The sequence below is a fragment of the Paenimyroides marinum genome (assembly GCF_900108395.1).
Lineage (GTDB): Bacteria > Bacteroidota > Bacteroidia > Flavobacteriales > Flavobacteriaceae > Flavobacterium > Flavobacterium marinum.
This window is the reverse complement of record NZ_FNXE01000003.1, coordinates 36,116-55,753: the sequence shown is the minus strand read 5'-3', so window position 1 is coordinate 55,753 and position 19,638 is coordinate 36,116. Positions and strand designations below refer to the sequence as shown.

The window sequence follows — 19,638 nt, the reverse complement described above, 5'->3', positions numbered from 1 at the left end:
AAAGATAATTTATTTTAAACTTGAAATTCACTGTTATTTTAGCAAATGCTCTAATCCCAATTCTTTAACCGAAATTTCACGCATTTCTACTTTTCGTATCTTTCCAGAAATAGTCATTGGAAAAGAATCTACAAATTTCCAGTACTTAGGCACACAATAATGCGCTATTTTCTGATTGCAAAACAATTGTAATTCTTCCGCGTTGGCTTCTATTCCTTCGTGCAGTTTTACCCATGCCATTACTTCTTCACCATATTTTTCGCTTGGTACGCCAATCACCTGTACATCGACAATTTTTGGATGCGTGTATAAAAAATCTTCGATCCATTTAGGCGATATGTTTTCTCCGCCACGAATAATTAAATCTTTAATTCTTCCTGTAATCGTAATATAGCCGTCCTCGTCCATAGATGCCAAATCTCCGGTATGCATCCATCTGCCTTCGTCTAAAGATTGACTTGTTTTTTCGGGATCGTTCCAGTATTTTAACATAACCGAATAACCTCGGGTACACAATTCGCCCGATGATCCGCGGGGAACAATGCCTCCTGTTTCCGGGTCAATAATCTTAATTTCTAAATGATCCTGAACGGTACCAACAGTACTTACTTGTTTTTCAAAAGGAACGCCTATTTTAGTTTGTGTAGATACAGGCGAAGTTTCGGTCATTCCGTAGCAGATACTTACTTCTTTCATGTTCATTTCACTTTGTACCCTTTTCATAATTTCCGGCGGACACAGTGATCCTGCCATTACTCCGGTTCTTAATGTAGATAAATCGTATTCCTTGAAATTAGGCAGTCCTAATTCTGAAATAAACATTGTCGGAACGCCATATAACGAGGTGCACTTTTCGTTCTGAACAGCTTCTAAGCTTTTTGCCGCATCAAAAGCATCGTTGGGAATAACCATACAGCTGCCGTGTGTGGTACAGGCTATATTGCCAATGACCATACCGAAACAGTGATAAAAAGGCACGGGAATACAAACGCGGTCTTTTTCGGTATAATGCAAACGTTCGCCAATAAAATATCCGTTGTTTAATATATTGTGGTGTGAAAGCGTTACCCCTTTGGGAAATCCGGTAGTGCCTGAAGTGTACTGAATATTCACAGGATCATCAAATTGAACTGCTTTTTCGGCATTTCTTAAAGCTTCATCGGATATTTCAACTGCCGTTGCTAAAAATTCATCCCAATCTTCGTTTAAATAAACCACTTCCTGTAACGATGGGCAATCTTCACGAACTAAAGTCAGCATATTTTTATAGTCAGATGTTTTAAAAGAAAGTGCCGAAACAACCAATTTTATCTCAGACTGGTTCATGGCAAAACTTACTTCGTGTGCACGATATGCCGGGTTTAAATTCACTAAAATCACACCAATTCTTGCGGTGGCATATTGCAATAATGTCCATTCATAACAATTTGGAGCCCAAATGCCCACACGGTCTCCATTAAAAACGCCGTTAGCCAGCAAAGCTTTTGCCAAGGTCCCTGTTTGCTGATAAAAATCAAGATAGGTTGCCCTGTAATTCTGATGTACCGATACCAAAGCTTCTTGATCAGGAAACTTTTCTACCATGTGTTTTAAATGAGATCCTATTGTTTCTCCTAACAATTGTTTTTCACTTGCACCGTGTACATAAGACAATTTATCCATATCTTTTATCGTTTAATTTTTACATCGCTTAATTTACAAATAAAAACATCACATTATATGCTTTAAGCTGCATTTAAATTAAAAAATTAACATTCACATAGAACTTTGAAAATTCAAAAAACAGGATACTAATTATTTATAACAAATTTTACATTTGCACCTTGATTATTTTTGTACCTTTAATAGATATTAAGCATTGTGCTTATGATAATTTATATATGACAAAGAAAATAAGAAAATTTAATAAAAAACCGGGGAAAGATTTTTCAGGTAAAATTTTAAAATTACTATCGCAAAACAGCTCCAAAGTTTTTAACTACAAACAAATAGCTGCTGCTTTTGAAGTTACCGATACCAAAGGCAGAAACGAAATTATTAAAGAATTAAAATATTTGGTTTCCAAACAAAAAATAGAAGAGACTGATCGCGGAAAATTTCGCATTGTAGAACAATCGAGTTATTTTGAAGGAATAATTGACATGACTTCGCGTAAAGCAGCCTATTTTGTAAGCAGCGAGTTCGAAGAAGATCCTTTCATTCCCACCAACAATTTAAACAAAGCCCTGCATGGCGATAAAGTTAAGGTTTACGTATATAACAAACGTAAAGGCAAAAAGCCCGAAGCCGAGGTTATAGAGATTTTAGAACGCAAACGCGATGAATTTGTGGGTGTGATTCAAATGCACGGCACCTTTGCTTTTGTGGTTTCTGCAAACCCTAAAATGTATGTGGATTTATTTATTCCCAAAGAAAAATTTGGCGATGCTGAAAACGGCGATGTTGTTTTGGTAAAAATGACCGATTGGCCTGAAAAAGCCAACAATCCGTATGCAAAAGTAATTAAGGTTTTAGGAAAACCGGGCGAACACAATACCGAAATGCATGCTATTTTGGCTGAATATGGTTTACCAACCGAATTTCCTATCGAAGTGGAAACTTTTGCTCAGAAATTAGACACATCGATTACCGAAGAAGAAATTGCGAAACGCCGTGATATGCGCAATGTGCTTACTTTTACAATTGATCCGCGCGATGCCAAAGATTTTGACGATGCATTGTCGTTTCAGGTTTTAGAAAACGGAAATTACGAAATTGGAATTCACATTGCCGATGTTTCGCATTATGTACAAGAAGGTACTATTTTAGATGAAGAAGCTTACAACCGTGCCACATCTATCTATCTGGTAGACCGCGTAGTGCCAATGCTTCCAGAAGTATTATCAAACTTTGCCTGTTCATTACGCCCTAACGAAGAAAAATATACCTTTTCTGCCGTTTTTGAACTGAACAAAAAAGCAGAAATAGTAAACTCGTGGTTTGGCAGAACCGTAACCTATTCCGACAAACGATTTGCTTACGAAGAAGCTCAGGTTATCATTGAAACCAAAGGAAATAAAATTCCTGCCGAAATATCGTTAACCAACGAAGACCAAACGATAGAAAAACCTATTGTTGATGCTATTTTAACAATAGACGATCTGGCTAAAAAGCTGCGTGCCAAACGTATGGCAAACGGTGCGGTTTCTTTTGATAAGGTAGAAGTAAAGTTTCATTTAGACGAAAACGACGAACCAACCGGCGTGTATTTTAAAGTATCAAAAGATGCCAATCATTTAATTGAAGAATTTATGTTGCTGGCAAACCGCAAAGTTTCTGAATTTATCGGTAAACAAAAGAAGACCTTTATTTACCGTATTCACGACGAACCCGATCAGGATAAATTGTTCAATCTACAAGCAGTGGTTTCTAAATTTGGTTACGGATTAAATTTCAAATCCAAAGACACCATTTCTAAATCTTTAAACCAGCTGTTAACCGATGTACAAGGCAAAAAAGAGCAGAATATGGTTGATACGTTAGCTATTCGCAGTATGAGCAAGGCCGTGTATTCAACAGATAATATTGGTCATTACGGCTTGGCATTTGATTATTACTCGCATTTTACCTCGCCTATCCGCCGATACCCTGATGTTATGGCACACAGATTGCTACAAAATTATTTAGACGGAGCAAAATCGGCAGATGAAGAAGTGTACGAAGAAAAATCTATCCATTGCTCGCAAATGGAAAACCTTGCTGCCAATGCAGAACGCGACAGCATAAAATACATGCAGGTTAAGTTTATGCAGGATCATAAAGACGAGGAGTTTTTAGGGGTAATTTCCGGAGTTACCGAATGGGGAATTTATGTTGAAATTGTAGAAAATAAATGTGAAGGAATGGTTCGCATCCGTGAGATTAAAGACGATTATTACACATTTGACGACCAACAATACGCTTTGGTGGGCGAAGTTACTAAAAACCTGCTGCAACTGGGCGATGAAGTAATCGTAAAAGTTAAAAATGCCGATTTGGTCAAAAAACAATTAGATTTTACGTTGATAAAAAAAGTAAGTGAAGAATGAAAAAACAATTTTTAATTGCAGCAGTATTTTTAGGATTTCAAACTTTTGTGAATGCACAGGTTGAAAAAAATGTGGGCGATTTTACCTCGTTAAAAACCAGCAACCGTATAAAAATTGAATTAATCCCATCAGATCTAAACAAAGTGGTGGTCAAAGAAAGTCAGGAAGATGCAATAAACATCGTCAACAAAAACGGGCGTTTGGTATTAAAAAACACGCTGAAAGAATTGGTAAGGGAAGATGAATATTCAGTTACGGTTCAGGTTTATTTCAATAATTTAAAACAGATTGATGCACAAGGTGGTTCCTATATTTTTAGTGAGACCGTTTTAGAGCAAACTGCTATTGAATTAAACGCAAATCTGGGTTCTACTATAAACTTAGATTTAAAAACCGAAACGTTGAAAGCCAATACCAACACAGGTGCAAAACTAAATTTAAAAGGTTCGGTTAGTGAGTCTGTTAAACTTTCAGCATCATCAGGCGGACAAATTACTGCTAACGAATTAAAGACCCCTCGCAACACCGTAAAAGTAAATTCGGGCAGTATTGCCAAAGCAACTGCTACCGATTATTTAGACGCACAGGTTCTTGCCGGCGGAAAAATTACCATTTACGGAACGCCAAAAGATATTAAAGAAAAGGTAACAATTGGCGGAAGCATAGAATATGTTAAGTAATTTATTTGTAAATTTGTAAACACCACCAACAGGATGCCAATGTAAAATTGGCATTTTTTTTACAAATGGATTTATTTTTAACAGGAATATTGCTCGGTTTTTTTCTCAGTTTCATGATTGGACCTGTGTTCTTTATTTTGATTGAAACCAGTATCACCAAAGGATTTAAAGCCGCTTTAACATTTGATGTAGGAGTAATTTTAGCAGACATCTGTTTTATTTTAATTGCTTATTTCAGTAGCTTTCAGTTGATCAATCGTATTAAAGACGACCCGGCACTGTTTCTTTTTGGTGGAATGATCATGATTACATACGGTATCATATCATTTATCAGGTTGCAAAAATTACATAAAGCCGAAATCCACGTTGAAGCTACTTCTTATAAAAACAACTATTTCTCTTTATTTGCCAAAGGATTTTTATTGAATTTCATCAACGTAGGCGTTTTAGGGTTTTGGTTAACCATTATCATTACCATTGGTCCGCAATTAGAAATGAACCACGGCAAAATGATTAATTTCTTTGCTTACGTTATTTTAGCTTATTTGGCTACCGATATTCTTAAAATACTTTTAGCCAAACAATTACAAAGCAAACTTACACCCAAAAACATTTTAAAAGTAAAGAAAATCAGCTGTATTTTATTGATAATCTTTGGTACAGTCATCATGTCTAAATCGTTTATAAAAAACGAACCAAATTTTATTAAGAATAATATTCATCTGCCAGGTAATTAATAGTCTTTAGAAAAATGCCTTTTACATTCTCACATCCTGCCATCATTCTACCTTTAAACTTTTTCTTCAGAAAACGGTTGTCTCTGACAGGATTAATAATTGGAAGCATGGCACCCGATTTTGAATATTTTCTGAGAATGAAAATAAAAAGTAATTATAGTCATACATTAGATGGAATATTGTGGTTTAATTTACCTTTAAGTATCATTTTGGCTTTCATTTTTCATAATATTGTTCGCCAAAAATTATCCGATAACCTGCCAATAGTTTTAAAAAGTCGTTTTTCTCAATTTGGGGATTTTGATTGGAATCGATATTTTGTAAAAAATTGGTTTATAGTGGTAATTTCTATTCTTATTGGTTGTATTTCACATATTTTTTGGGATAGTTTTACTCATGATAGCGGATATTTCGTTGAGGTACTTCCATTCTTATCAAAATCTATTATTGTTTTAAATAAAGAAGTCTCCATATTAAAAATACTACAACATTCATCAAGTATTATTGGTATGATATTTATAGTTTATAGTATTTATAAAATTCCAACAATTCAGATCAAAACAGAGTATAGAAATTTAAAGTATTGGATAACTATAGCAGTGATAACTGTTTTAATTGTTTTTATAAGAATATCGTGTGGTTTGGATATTAAACAATATGGAAACGTTATAGTAACAACTATTTCCGCAGTCTTAATATCATTTGTTTTAACATCTTTTATGGTTAAAAAACATAAAACAAACACCTAAAGTTATCTAAGGTAATTATAGATATACTTTATTATGCATGAAATTTATTCCACTTTACAACCTTTTTTACTTTTTATGCGTCTATAGTAATATAAATCAATTAATATGAAAAAACATTTTGTAAACGTATGCCTTTTCAGTGTGCTGGCATTGGGAACAGTGGCTTGTAATTCAGACGATAATGCACCAACAGAACAAGTAAATCCTTATGAAAAATTTAAAGGAACCTGGACCGGATCTTTTTCCGGGAACACTCAGGGTGGTAACTGGACAGCTACTTTTGACACGAACGGAAAAGCAATGGGTACACTTACTACCGGAAATTTCACTTTCGATTTAGAAGGTCAGGTTTCAGAAAATGGGGAAATTACCGCAAAATATAAAAATGATACTACCGAAGTAGGCACAATGACCGGTACAATGACTGAAACTACTGCATCGGGTACCTGGAAAAGCCCACTATTAAATATTGAAGGTACTTGGGAAGGTTCTAAAAACTAAAACCAAAGGTATTTACAACGGAACGAAGATTGGGTAATTTATATGATATATAACATGGCTACTTTTCATTTTCAGTAGCCGTGTTATTTTCTTTTAAATTTTTAATTAAAATCACTTTCAAAAATCACTAATTACTGCTTTGATAGGAACCACCAAAAACTGCTTTTTGTATTCATTATCTTTTGCAGCAACATTCCAACGGGTTGATGCAATTACGCGGACTGCTTCTTTATAAAAACTGTTTTCTGCCGAAATTTCTTTGGGAGAAAATTCAAACGCCTTCCCGTCTTCGCTTACCGCAAATACCACATAAAACACAAAATACGGCTGTTTTCTTGCCACTATGGGTATATCTTCTTTTTTTACGTTGTTGTAATTGAAATTATTGTTTACATAGTAATATAAATCTTCGGTATTTCCACCGGCATAATTCGCGTCTTTTACTACAGGAATATGTTCAACATCAAGGGAATCAACTTGTGAAAAACAAGAAGAGCTACCACATACTAAAAAGAATAAAACACTTAAAATTCTCATAACTGCTGTAATTTTTGAAGGTTTTCTAATGCTTTACTTATTGATCTTATCTGATCAAATGTCAACAGTAAACGCAATCCGTTTTTGGTTTGTTTTTCTTTTAAGGTTGCCAACTTTGGATACATTTGAATGAACTGTAACACTTTGCGGAACTGAGCCGACTGATAATACATTGACTGCTGATCGCTTACAAAATAACCAATCATTTTGCCTTGTTTCAATACCAGCTTTTCAATTCCGGCTTTTGAGGCGATCCATTTAATTCGAACCGAATCCAACAAATTCACCGCTTGTTTAGGCAATGCCCCAAAACGGTCAATCAATTTATTTTGAAAAGCGATTAATTCCTCTTCGGTTCTCAATGTTGACAATTCGTTATATAAAGTTAATCGTTCTGAAACATTGTTGATGTATTCATCAGGAAACAAAATTTCAAAGTCAGATTCAATCACTATATCTTTAACGTATTCTTTGGTATCGATATTTTGCTCTTCCTGGTATAAATCCTTGAATTCGTTTTCTTTCAATTCGTCAATGGCTTCGTTCATGATTTTCTGATAGGTTTCAAAGCCAATTTCATTGATAAATCCACTTTGTTCACCGCCCAAAATATCACCGGCACCACGAATTTCCAAATCTTTCATAGCAATATTGAATCCACTGCCCAAATCGCTGAATTGTTCTAATGCCGAAATACGCTTACGGGCTTCTTCGGTCATGACACTATAAGGCGGCGTAATAAAATAACAAAATGCTTTTTTGTTGCTTCTCCCTACCCGACCACGCATTTGATGTAAATCGCTCAATCCGAAATTATTGGCATTATTGATAAAAATGGTATTTGCGTTTGGAACATCCAATCCACTTTCAATAATAGTTGTGGCAACCAAAACGTCAAATTCGCCTTCCATAAACGATAAAAGAAGTTCTTCTAATTTTTTACCGTCCATTTGTCCGTGACCCACACCCACTTTGGCATTTGGAACCAAGCGCTGGATCATTCCGGCAACTTCCTTAATATTTTCAATTCGGTTGTTGATAAAATAAACTTGTCCGCCACGTTCCAATTCATACGAAATAGCATCACGGATTACCTCTTCATTAAACCCAATCACATTGGTTTCGATGGGATAACGATTAGGCGGCGGTGTGGTAATAACTGATAAATCGCGGGCTGCCATTAAAGAAAACTGTAGCGTTCTCGGGATTGGTGTTGCGGTAAGCGTTAGGGTGTCAATATTTTCGCCAATGGTTTTTAATTTGTCTTTTACCGCTACTCCGAATTTTTGTTCTTCATCGATAATCAGCAAACCCAAATCTTTAAAAACCACATTTTTATTTACTAACTGATGCGTTCCAATGATGATGTCGATTTTTCCTTCTGCCAAATCTTTCAATGTTTCTGCTTTTTGTTTGGCTGTTTTAAAGCGATTCAAATAAGCTACACTCACCGGCATATCTGTTAAACGTTCGGTAAACGTTTTATGATGCTGAAATGCCAAAATGGTTGTTGGTACCAGCACCGCAACTTGTTTTCCGTTATCAACCATCTTAAAAGCCGCGCGAATAGCAACTTCGGTCTTACCAAAACCCACATCGCCACAAACCAACCGATCCATCGGTCGTTCACTTTCCATATCGGTTTTTACATCAATAGTAGATTTTAACTGATCGGGCGTATCCTCGTATATAAACGAACTTTCCAACTCGGCCTGTAAATAACTGTCAGGTGCACAGGCAAATCCTTTCTCCAATCTGCGTTTGGCGTATAACTTTATCAAATTAAAGGCAATGTGTTTTACACGTGCTTTTGTTTTTTGCTTTAAGGCTTTCCATGCTCCTGAACCAATTTTATAGATTTTAGGCGGTGCACCCTCTTTTCCGTTGTATTTTGAAATCTTGTGTAATGAATGTATTGATACATACACAATATCGTTATCGGCATAAACCAGTTTTATGGCTTCTTGCTTTTTACCTTCTACATCAATTTTCTGTAAACCACCAAACTTCCCAATTCCATGGTCAATATGCGTCACATAATCGCCCACCGAAAGCGTGGTAAGTTCTTTTAAAGTGATGGTTTGCTTTTTGGTATAACCGTTTTTGATGCTGAATTTATGGTAGCGTTCAAAAATTTGATGATCGGTATAACACGCAATTTGATTTTCTTTGTCGATAAAACCCTGAAACAAAGGCATTACAACAGTTTTATACTGCTGAATACTTTTGTTTTGATCTTTTAAGCTCGAAAAAATTTCTTCAAAACGCTTGCTTTGTGCCTCGCTTGAACAATACAGGTAATTGGTGTAGCCGTTTGCGGTGTTTTCATTTAAATTTTCAATCAGCAAATCAAACTGCTTATTAAACGATGGCTGCGGATTGAAATAAAATTCCAGCGAAAAATCTGGTGTAAAAAAGTTTTGCTGTGCCAGTTCAACCACAGTAAAGTCATCGGCTTTCTGTAAAAACTCAACTGTTGGAAGAAACATTTGTTCAGGCGACAGATGTTTTACATCGGCACTTAATTTCTCAAATGTTTCGGTTGCTTTCTGAAACATTTTAGCAAGTTGTTCCTTTACTAAAGTTGTATTCTGAATAAACAAAACCGTATTTGGATGGATATAATTCAGAAAACTTTCTCTACTTTCCTGCAAAAATTTATTTTCTACATTGGGAATGATCGTGATTTTTTTATTGGTTTCGATTGATAGCTGTGTTTCCACATCAAACGTACGAATACTTTCGATTTCATTTCCAAAAAATTCAATACGATACGGATTTTCGTTCGAGAAAGAAAACACATCAATGATTCCGCCACGAACCGAAAATTCTCCAGGTTCCGAAACAAAGTCAACACGTTTAAAATTGTATTCAAACAGTACTTCGTTCACAAAATCAATCGTCATCTTGTCATTTACAGCAATCTTGAGCGTGTTTTTATCTAATTGTTTCCGTGTAACCACTTTTTCAAACAAGGCATCGGCATACGAAACAATGACAACCGGCTTTTTACGGGCATTTAACCGGTTTAAAACTTCGGCACGCAACAACACATTGGCATTATCGGTTTCTTCGATTTGATACGGACGGCGGTACGATCCCGGATAAAACAATACATAATCTTTAGAAATCAGATGTTCCAGATCGTTCAGATAATAAGCCGCTTCTTCTTTATCGTTAAAAATCAATAAAAAATGTTGTTCAGAATTTTTAAACAATGCCTGAATTTGAAACGACAAAGCCGATCCAATAAATCCTTTTGCGTGGATTTTATTGCCTGATTTACTGATTTGCTCTTGTAATTGCTGTGTTTTGGTTGCTTGTTCAAATACTTTTTTAATACTCATTATTCTTGTGGAATGGTGTTTAAAGTGGCACGTTTTATTGTATCGATGCGTTGATGCAGTTGCTCTTCACCTGTCTCTTTTGGTATTTTTGCTTTAATTTCAAATTCATCAAACTGGTTAATCAATGAACTGGTATTTTTTTGGATATTGGCAAGCAAAACATTGATTTCTTTGATGTTTAAAGGTTCCAACTCTAAAAGCATATCTAGATTTTGAATATTCGTTTCTAACAAAGCTAAGCGGGCTTTGGTCTCCGGTTTATTGTACAAGTCAGGAATATTATTTTTCAAAACAGCCGATTTTTCAACTAAAGCATTTGCTTTTCGAGTTAAATTCGACAAACTTGCATTGGGTGCAATGGTTAATTCGTTGGTATAATTCCGCCAGTCTTCCCAAGAATTTAATTTTGAATTGACTGATGGATTGGAAACAGCAACAGTAAATTTCCATTGATTGTAAATGCTTCGCACCAATGAATCCTGTGATACGGTCAATGGCAGATTTTCGGTGGTTTCCGTTTGTTTTTTACAACCTGTTACCAAAAATGAAAGACCTATTAAAACAAAAATATACCTCATAAATGTATTTCTATAACAAAACACAAAATTACTAATATTGACCGTATTAAAATATTTAAACCATAAATATTACGAGAAATTCGGTTTCTTTTTTGAGAAGATTTCAAAAATATTTGGTTACAAACAGTATCTTTGTGCATCAAATTAAATAAGATGGAGACAACCAAAATATTGATTATTGGAGCTTGCGGGCAAATTGGTTCTGAGCTTACGCTGAAATTGAGAGAAATTTACGGAATTGACAATGTTATTGCCTCGGATATCAGAAAAGGAGAACAAGAAGTTTTTCAAACAGGACCTTTTGAGTTAGTAGATGCAATGAATTTTGATGCTGTTGCAGCATTGGTTGATAAATATAAAATAGACGAGGTATATTTAATGGCAGCATTGTTATCGGCAACTGCTGAAAAAAATCCGGCATTTGCGTGGGATTTAAATATGAATTCGCTTTTCCACGTACTAAACTTAGCCAAAGAAGGAAAAATTAAAAAGATTTTTTGGCCTTCAAGCATTGCCGTTTTTGGTCCCACAACTCCAAAACACAACACCCCGCAATACACCGTAATGGAACCATCTACCGTTTACGGAATATCAAAACAAGCCGGAGAACGCTGGTGTGAATATTATTTTAACAAATATGGTGTCGATGTACGTTCTATCCGTTATCCGGGATTAATTTCATGGAAAACACCACCGGGCGGCGGAACAACTGACTACGCTGTTGATATTTACTATAAAGCCATTTCAGACAATAAATATACTTGTTTTTTAAGTGAAAATACTGAATTACCAATGATGTACATGGATGATGCCATTCGTGCAACGGTTGGAATTATGCAAGCTGAAAAAGAAAATATAAGAATCCGTTCTTCGTACAATTTAGCAGCAATGAGTTTTACTCCTAAAGAAATTGCCGAAGCTATTACGAAAGAAAAGGCAGGTTTTGAAATTTCTTACCAGCCAGATTTCCGTCAGGCAATTGCCGATTCGTGGCCATCAAGCATTAATGATTCATCAGCTCGTGAAGATTGGGGCTGGGAACACGATTTTGATTTGGAAAGCATGACAAAGGAAATGTTGAAGAATCTTTCTTAAAATGTTAATTATTTAAAATTTCATTTTTTTTATAAAAAATTACAAATAATTATTACATTAGCGAAATAAAGGAATCAACATATAATTATTATGAAGAAAATATTTTCACTTTTATTATTATTTATACCATTAGTTGCTTTAACAACAGCTTGTGAACACGATGAAGAAGATCCAATTACCACTACATCTCCGTATTCCAAGTATAAAGGTGCTTGGGTAGGTACTTATTCAGGTAGTGATTCCGGTGAAATTGAGTTTAATGTAAAAAATGACGGAACGGTCATTGGTACGGTTGAATCTGAGAATTTTACTGATTTAGAATTATCCTTAAAAGGTAAAGTTAGTATTCAAGGAGAAGTTAAACTAATTTTCATTAACACTAACGAAGATGGTAATGAAGAAGAGATAGGTAGTTTTACTGGAACAATGAGCGAAACACATTCTTCCGGTCCTTGGGTTAATGACTCTAAAGGCATCAAAGGCACTTGGATTGCAGGAAGATAAAAAAAGAATGTAAATAAAACGAGGTCTGGTATTAATTACCGGACTGTTTTATTTTTACTCCATCCTTTCCTTTGCCTCATTTAAAACTGCTTTATACCATTTATCCATTAACGGAAAAATGCTTCGGGAAACTTCTTCAAGCGGATGATAAAAAACAGATTCCTCTAACTTTTCTTCTGAAACAAGTAAATTGTTATAATTGATCTTTTGAAATAAATTCAGGAATACTGAAATAATCAAGATCATTTTTAAACTTTCAAAAGCAGCTCCGGCTAATTTGTTTATAAATCCCAATGCAACAGCATTTACTAGTTTTGTAAGGATTTTCCCTAATAAAAAAAGTAAGACCAATACCAATAAAAACGTCATAAAGAAAGCACTTACCGTTATCACATTTTGATTCCACTGTGTGTTTTGCTGAAGAATTTCACTAATAAAAAAAGAAAATCGGAGAGAAAAATAAATCCCAGCAATTAAAGCAATCAGTGAAATAACCGAAACGATCAATCCTTTTTGTAACCCTTTAAACAATGCATAACCCAATAAAACAGCAATTAGCAAATCAATAACAATCATATTCATAAATAAAATACAAATATAAAGTAGTTTCGGTATTATAAAATATCTTTGTAAATGAATAGACTATTTATGGCAAGAGACGAACAATTAAAAGCACGCTGGGAATTATTGGTTAAAAAATTATCTAACCAGTTTGCCGACGGAGATACTTTAGATGTTGACGGAATTATTTATTTAATTGGTGTTCAGGAACTGGGCAAATTCAACAAAAAGTTTAAAAAAGACGAAAAAGTAAACATTATGCACATAGCCATTTGTCGTTTATTGGAGCCTTTTGGTTATTATGAATTTTCGCATTTCGACAACGATGGTTGGCCGCATTACATCATTAAAGATCAATTGCCCCACTTAAAAGCCGGCGAGCAAACCGTGTTAATGAAAGAAGCTATCGCAAACTATTTTTTAGAGAACGGATATATAAATTAATTTTTAACCATTCTAATTTTCTGCATCGGGCAAAAAGCGTAAATTTGCACAACTACTTTTTAGAAAAAAATGATAGATAGAATTAAAGAACTGATTGGTGAAGCTGAAGCTTTTACTACTGACAACAAAGAGGCTTTAGACGTTTTTAGAATTAAATTTATTTCTAAAAAAGGACTGATTAATGAGATTTTTGCCGAGTTTAAAAATGTGCCAAACGAGCAAAAAAAAGCATTTGGTCAGGCGATTAATTCATTGAAAAACGCGGTAGAGAACAAAATCAGAACCATTCAGGAAACTTTAGAAGCAAAAGAGGAAGCTATTGGTGTTTACGGCGATTTAACACGCCCGGGAACACCAATGAACATTGGCTCTCGCCATCCTATTTCTTTAGTAAAAAATCAGGTAATCGACGTGTTTTCAAACATTGGATTTAACGTTTCTGAAGGCCCGGAAATTGAAGACGACTGGCATAATTTTGAAGCACTGAATTTCCCGGCACATCACCCTGCACGTGATATGCAGGATACGTTTTTTGTACAAATGAACCCGGATTATTTGTTGCGTACACACACCTCATCGGTTCAGGTACGTTATATGGAAAACAACCAACCGCCTATTAGAACTATTTCTCCAGGTCGTGTATTCCGAAATGAAGCTATTTCATCACGTTCTCACTGTATTTTCCATCAAGTTGAAGGTTTGTATATAGATAAAGATGTATCGTTTGCCGATTTAAAGCAAACCTTGTTATATTTTACGAAGGAAATGTTCGGAAAATCAAAAATTCGTTTGCGTCCGTCGTATTTCCCTTTTACCGAACCAAGTGCAGAGGTTGATGTTTACTGGGGATTGAAAACCGAAACCGATTACCGCATTACCAAAGGAACCGGCTGGTTGGAAATTATGGGCTGCGGTATGGTAGATCCAAATGTGCTGAAAGCATCAAACATTGATCCTGATGAATACTCTGGTTTTGCTTTTGGAATGGGATTGGAACGTATGGCAATGTTGCTGTATCAAATCGGAGACATTCGTATGTATTTTGAAAATGATGTACGTTTCTTGGAACAATTTAAATCGAACTTTTAAAAAAAATTCATAATTATACAAAGCTCTTGTTTTTTCAGGAGCTTTTTTTATTTTTACCAAAAAAAGATTAGATAAAAGCAAAAATAAGCAAAACGGTTAAAGCAATTGCAATACAACGCTTTATAAAACAGTAGTCTTGGTGTGGAACTCGGTGTCGGATAGGTTTTGGGCTTGAAAACACAACGTTAGGTTACTAATTCGTTACCGATTGACATAGGTAATAACACAGCCTAACAGGTTATATTTCAGTGTTTTGCACTGCATTCTCTATTCCCTTGTAACTCAATGTAATTTAATTTTAAACATTAAACATTTGAGTTATGGAGCAGGCAAAGAAATCGACGTTCAAGCTGCTTTTCTATCTGAAAAAGAACGAACTGAAAAAAAACGGTAATGCCCCGATCATGGGGCGTATTACTATTGATGGCACACCCAAGACTTTCGGGACAAAGTTAGAAATAAACCCCAATAATTGGGATTTGAAGTACGGAAGAGTTGAGGGCAAGAGTGCCACAGCTTTGAGTATTAATCAAAAGCTGGATAACATACGGGGCCGTATCGACAAGATTTATGAAGATATGCTAAAACACGAGGGCTTTGCAACCGCACAAAAGGTAAAGCTCACGTTTCTGGGTGTCGGTGTGATGGAAGATGCCATACTGAAAGTCTTTAAGGAGCAGAATGAAGGCTTTGAAAAAATGGTCGCTAAAGGGAAACGCTCTAAAAGCACCTATGCCAAGTATACCACTGTTTACAATCATCTTAGCGAATTTATAAAGGAACGGTACCATCGGGAGGATATGGCGTTCCGGGAACTCACTTCCGATTTTATCCGGGAGTTTGATTTCTTTCTCCGCATTGATAAAGAATGTACCCACAATACGGTTTGGGTTTATACAATGCCCGTTATTGCACTGGTAGAACTGGCTATTAAAAAAGGTTTGCTACGGGATAATCCTTTTGATGATTACAAGATCACTATGGAGGAAACCGACCGTAGTTACCTTCTAAAAGAGGATGTGGAAAAGTTAATGTTCCTGAACCCATCCAAACAGAAATATGAACTGGTAAAAGACCTCTTTCTTTTCAGTTGTTTTACCGGACTTTCTTACATTGATATTAAGAAACTGAAATGGAGCAATATTCAATCGTTCTTCGACGGCCACCAGTGGATTATCAGCAGGCGTAAAAAATCTGACGTTGCTTCAAACGTAAGGCTGATGGAAATCCCCAAACGCATTATTGAAAAATACAGAGGCATTACCAGAAGCGATTATATATTTCCTGTTCCGTCCAATGCGACCTGTAATAAGCATATCAGTAAACTTATTGAGGAAGCTGGCATTGTTACCGAACAGAAAGTTACTTTCCATACCGCACGTCACACATTTGCCACCATGTTTTTGACCGAGGGCGTACCGCTTGAAAGCCTTAGCAAAATGATGGGACACAAGAATATTTCCACCACCCAGATCTATGCTAAGATTACCAGCCAGAAAATCAGTAAGGATATGGATTTGGTAGCACCTAAATTCAAGGCAATGGAAGATGCGTTTCTTGTCAAAATCGAAGATGAAGAAATAGAATTATTGAATGAAGCTCCACTTGGATTTTATGATACCGAAGAAGTGATGGCTTAAAACAGGGTATATTTTTTAACAGTCAGATTGAAGCAGGATTAAGTCCTGCTTTTTTTATGTCTATACTTTTTATAGCCAAAGCACATTTACTTTTCTCTCCTATTCCCCTTCTGTAAAAGAGCTTTTGTCTACTGCTGAAACAGAAGGTTAAAAAATATTGCCCTGGTACTTCTCCCGCACAAAACGATTTTTCAACCCTCTGTCTCTGTGGCTGTCACAGCCACACAACTTAAAAATAGAGTTTTAAAAATTCAACCAATTGGAAGTGTTATTTCAATCCATTGGGAACCATTTGCCAATACCATCTTCATTGCTTCCACTGTTTTTTTACTCAAAGAAGCCTGTATGCCCTATTGTTCCATTTCAAGAGCAAAGGTATTTCCGTGTTCTTAACGCCCCCACAAGGTCACGCAAGTTTGAAAAAAAATCTCCACCCGTTGGGTAGTATTTGTTTTCCAAAACCTTGTGCCGCCTAAACACTAACCTTTTTCTGCTCGTGAAACGAAACATAGCATACTCCGGCTCTTTAAACGAATAAAAAAAATGTCAGGTATGAAGATCAAAAGCATTGGAAATGGTAATGAAACGAAACAGCACCTCCTCTCATTGCCGAATAAATCAAAAAAATTAAATCAAATATCAATCACTAAAAAGTAGAAATCATGAACATCACAGGAAGACTGACAAGAGATGCGGAAGTACGCACAACGTCACAGGACAAACAAGTAGTAAACTTTTCGGTAGCGACCAACGACAGCTACAAAAACAAACAGGGCGAACGAGTGGAGCAAACAACCTTTTTCGACTGCTCATATTGGATAAGTCCGAACGTAGCCAAGCTACTGACAAAAGGCACATTGGTAGAGCTCACAGGCAGGGTAAGTGCGAGAGCATGGACAGGTAATGATGGTGAAGCAAGAGCAGGACTGAATTTTCATACCTCTAACATCAAACTGCATGGAGGTAGCAGAAAAGCCGAAACCGTACAGGCTACTGCACCATCTGAAAACAGCGGATTTACAGCACAGGGAACAGAGGACGACCTCCCATTTTAACAACGAGTATTCAATCATTTTTTAACATCAAAATTTTATCAAAATGGCACATAATATCAATTTCAACGAAAGAGCAGGAAAGTACAGTTTCTTTTCAGTACAGCAAAAAGCGTGGCACGGTTTGGGGCAAATCGTGGAACAATACCCAACAAGCGAGGAAGCTATAAAGCACGCAGGGTTAAATTACGAAGTAGTAAAATCCCCATTGTTTACCAAAGGTTCGGGCATTATCGAAACTGCTAACGGCATAGAGATAGGCAGTAGCGAATTAGAAGTACCTAACTACTTCGCAAACATTCGTACCGATAACAATGCCGTATTGGGCGTAGTGGGTAAAGATTACCACATCGTACAAAACCGTGAAGCCTTTAATTTCTTTGATGCTATCGTAGGTGGTGGCGAGGGTATCCTGTACGAAACCGCAGGAGCATTGGGCAACGGAGAACGCATTTTTATCACAGCCAAACTGCCCGACTATATCCGTGTAGGCAATGGCGATGATGTGACAGAAAAATATATCTTCCTCACAACTTCTCACGATGGTAGCGGAAGTATTACCGCAGCGTTTACACCTATCCGAATTGTTTGCCAAAACACCCTTAACGCATCGTTACGCAATATGACCAATGTGGTACGCATCAAACATACATCGGGAGCAAAACAGCGTATCGAGAACGCCCACAAGATTATGGGACTTGCCAATACATTGAGCAACCAGTTAGAAGCAATTTTTAATGATTGGACAAAAGTAAGGGTAAGTGACAACGAAGTAAAAAAGCTAATCCAATTGGCACTTTGCCCAAACAAGGAAACCTTAGACCTCATTAAAAAAGGTGCGGAAGATGAAATTTCAACCGTATTCAAAAACACCGTTGAAGATGCCTTTGCCTATGCTATGATGAGTGATACACAGCAGATGAACACCACCAAAGGCACTTTGTTCGGAGCGTACAACGCTGTTACGGGCTACTATCAGAACGTAAGGAATTACAAAGATGAAGAAGCCAAGCTACAGAGTATTGTAATGGGTGGAACTGCTCAACAGCGTACACAGAAAGCCTTTGAATTTTGTACCGCCTTTGCTTTGGACGGTGCGGAAATCCTAAACCTTAATTAAATAACCACAGGCTACCGCCTTAAACGGTGGTAGCCTACTAAAAACAAAAGATATGAAAGCTTTAAATGAAATGAACAACGTACAAAAGGCGTATTTGGTAGCAAAACTTTTCCCCGATACCCTTAAACAATTAATCGTCTTTATCCAACAGGAAACAGAACGCTTCAGAGAGCGTGACGAATATATGCGGAGTATATGGTCAGACAATACATTAATAACAGCCGACTTTTGGTACGGACTGGTTGACAATACAGAACAGATATTAAAACGCTACAATGTGATGTTGCATAGAAGCCCGAGAGTATTTTCTGACCAACTGTTTGACGGTTACAATTCAATATTTATCACCAACTGTTTGATTGAGTTTACAGAAAAACAGAAATGTGAAACTAAATTAAAACAGGCTATACATCTGTTTTTCGGAGAACATAAAATGATTGAGATAACCATAAATGATTAAGACATGAAAAAGAAATTTTCTTTCAAAATTGAAACCCTGCTATTCGGCATCGAAAACCCCAAGGGAGCTATTGAACAGGTGTTGTTTGCCAAAAAAGTAGCAACGCATGAGGGCATTGAACCTTTTAACTGTCTTGCCTGCCTGACATTTACCGACCCAACCATTAATAAAGCATTTTCTGGTGGGCTTCCAATGGATGAAACACTTTTGATTGGCTATGAGGGTTGGAGTGATGCCATACTGCATCTATGTATAAAGAGCGGACAAAGCACCCTTAAAGTTGCCACAGGGTATTTGCTAAGCAAAGAAGTCACCATACATAGCGAATACCGAAATGCCATATTGCTCCGTAAACTATCGGACAAGGAAATAAAAGAGATTTTCACCCATGTATGGAACAATTTGGATGAAATACGACCAAATCCAAGACTTACTAAAGAATAAACATTGAGATAGTAAGCAAATAAGAACCATTAA

Annotated in this window: 19 protein-coding genes; 14 read left to right on the top strand and 5 right to left on the bottom strand. The window is 36.2% G+C overall.

The features are described 5' to 3' along the window. Nucleotides 1–33: 33 nt before the first annotated feature. A complete protein-coding gene (locus tag BLW20_RS01880; protein WP_091095740.1) occupies nucleotides 34–1,662 on the bottom strand; it encodes an AMP-binding protein in 1,629 nt (542 codons plus the stop codon). Nucleotides 1,663–1,880: 218 nt separating this feature from the next. Here BLW20_RS01880 and rnr point away from each other — a divergent pair, with 218 nt between their 5' ends. The 5 genes from rnr (at nucleotide 1,881) to BLW20_RS01855 (ending at nucleotide 6,734) form a co-directional block, all read left to right on the top strand. After that, nucleotides 1,881–4,067, top strand: coding sequence for a ribonuclease R (gene rnr / locus BLW20_RS01875; RefSeq protein ID WP_091095851.1), 2,187 nt, complete (start codon nucleotides 1,881–1,883; stop codon nucleotides 4,065–4,067). After that, complete coding sequence (locus BLW20_RS01870) at nucleotides 4,064–4,747, top strand: head GIN domain-containing protein (protein ID WP_091095738.1); 684 nt, start codon at nucleotides 4,064–4,066, stop codon at nucleotides 4,745–4,747. The genes rnr and BLW20_RS01870 overlap by 4 nt, the downstream gene beginning before the upstream one ends. A gap of 65 nt (nucleotides 4,748–4,812) precedes the next feature. Beyond that, nucleotides 4,813–5,484, top strand: coding sequence for a LysE family translocator (locus BLW20_RS01865; protein ID WP_091095849.1), 672 nt, complete (start codon nucleotides 4,813–4,815; stop codon nucleotides 5,482–5,484). Nucleotides 5,485–5,498: 14 nt separating this feature from the next. After that, nucleotides 5,499–6,233 (top strand): DUF4184 family protein, encoded by a 735-nt coding sequence (locus tag BLW20_RS01860; protein WP_091095736.1) that lies wholly within the window; start codon nucleotides 5,499–5,501, stop codon nucleotides 6,231–6,233. A gap of 105 nt (nucleotides 6,234–6,338) precedes the next feature. After that, nucleotides 6,339–6,734 (top strand): hypothetical protein, encoded by a 396-nt coding sequence (locus BLW20_RS01855; protein WP_091095735.1) that lies wholly within the window; start codon nucleotides 6,339–6,341, stop codon nucleotides 6,732–6,734. Nucleotides 6,735–6,851: 117 nt separating this feature from the next. On the opposite strand, the gene BLW20_RS01850 is transcribed toward BLW20_RS01855, so the two are convergent. The 3 genes from BLW20_RS01850 to BLW20_RS01840 are packed head-to-tail and all read right to left on the bottom strand — an operon-like array spanning nucleotide 6,852 to nucleotide 11,196. Further along, nucleotides 6,852–7,271: a hypothetical protein gene (locus BLW20_RS01850; RefSeq protein WP_091095733.1), complete on the bottom strand. Its 420-nt coding sequence runs from the start codon at nucleotides 7,269–7,271 to the stop codon at nucleotides 6,852–6,854. Continuing rightward, entirely contained in the window at nucleotides 7,268–10,618 is a 3,351-nt protein-coding gene (mfd, locus tag BLW20_RS01845) for a transcription-repair coupling factor (RefSeq protein ID WP_091095731.1), read from the bottom strand. Before mfd ends, BLW20_RS01850 begins: the two co-directional genes overlap by 4 nt. After that, entirely contained in the window at nucleotides 10,618–11,196 is a 579-nt protein-coding gene (locus BLW20_RS01840; RefSeq protein WP_091095729.1) for a hypothetical protein, read from the bottom strand. Before BLW20_RS01840 ends, mfd begins: the two co-directional genes overlap by 1 nt. Before the next feature lie 153 nt (nucleotides 11,197–11,349). On the opposite strand from BLW20_RS01840, the gene BLW20_RS01835 reads away from it, so the two are divergent. Continuing rightward, the gene (locus tag BLW20_RS01835) at nucleotides 11,350–12,291 is read left to right on the top strand and encodes an NAD-dependent epimerase/dehydratase family protein (RefSeq protein ID WP_091095727.1); all 942 of its coding nucleotides are present in this window, start codon (nucleotides 11,350–11,352) and stop codon (nucleotides 12,289–12,291) included. Nucleotides 12,292–12,381: 90 nt separating this feature from the next. Beyond that, complete coding sequence (locus BLW20_RS01830; protein ID WP_091095725.1) at nucleotides 12,382–12,795, top strand: hypothetical protein; 414 nt, start codon at nucleotides 12,382–12,384, stop codon at nucleotides 12,793–12,795. Nucleotides 12,796–12,849: 54 nt separating this feature from the next. Here BLW20_RS01830 and BLW20_RS01825 read toward each other — a convergent pair whose 3' ends face one another. Beyond that, nucleotides 12,850–13,371 (bottom strand): CvpA family protein, encoded by a 522-nt coding sequence (locus tag BLW20_RS01825; RefSeq protein ID WP_177165008.1) that lies wholly within the window; start codon nucleotides 13,369–13,371, stop codon nucleotides 12,850–12,852. Between the two features lie 72 nt (nucleotides 13,372–13,443). Here BLW20_RS01825 and BLW20_RS01820 point away from each other — a divergent pair, with 72 nt between their 5' ends. From BLW20_RS01820 to BLW20_RS01790, 7 genes are all read left to right on the top strand, one after another. Then, complete coding sequence (locus BLW20_RS01820; RefSeq protein ID WP_091095720.1) at nucleotides 13,444–13,800, top strand: hypothetical protein; 357 nt, start codon at nucleotides 13,444–13,446, stop codon at nucleotides 13,798–13,800. A gap of 69 nt (nucleotides 13,801–13,869) precedes the next feature. Continuing rightward, nucleotides 13,870–14,889, top strand: a complete 1,020-nt coding sequence (locus tag BLW20_RS01815) for a phenylalanine--tRNA ligase subunit alpha (protein ID WP_091095718.1) — start codon at nucleotides 13,870–13,872, stop codon at nucleotides 14,887–14,889. A gap of 320 nt (nucleotides 14,890–15,209) precedes the next feature. Next, a complete protein-coding gene (locus BLW20_RS01810) occupies nucleotides 15,210–16,529 on the top strand; it encodes a site-specific integrase (RefSeq protein ID WP_241313533.1) in 1,320 nt (439 codons plus the stop codon). 662 nt (nucleotides 16,530–17,191) lie between these two features. Then, nucleotides 17,192–17,584 (top strand): single-stranded DNA-binding protein, encoded by a 393-nt coding sequence (locus BLW20_RS01805; protein ID WP_091095716.1) that lies wholly within the window; start codon nucleotides 17,192–17,194, stop codon nucleotides 17,582–17,584. 43 nt (nucleotides 17,585–17,627) lie between these two features. Then, nucleotides 17,628–18,701: a DUF932 domain-containing protein gene (locus BLW20_RS01800; protein WP_091095714.1), complete on the top strand. Its 1,074-nt coding sequence runs from the start codon at nucleotides 17,628–17,630 to the stop codon at nucleotides 18,699–18,701. A gap of 52 nt (nucleotides 18,702–18,753) precedes the next feature. After that, nucleotides 18,754–19,161, top strand: a complete 408-nt coding sequence (locus BLW20_RS01795) for a hypothetical protein (RefSeq protein WP_091095712.1) — start codon at nucleotides 18,754–18,756, stop codon at nucleotides 19,159–19,161. 3 nt (nucleotides 19,162–19,164) lie between these two features. Then, nucleotides 19,165–19,605: a hypothetical protein gene (locus BLW20_RS01790; RefSeq protein WP_091095710.1), complete on the top strand. Its 441-nt coding sequence runs from the start codon at nucleotides 19,165–19,167 to the stop codon at nucleotides 19,603–19,605. The last annotated feature ends 33 nt before the right edge of the window (nucleotides 19,606–19,638 follow it).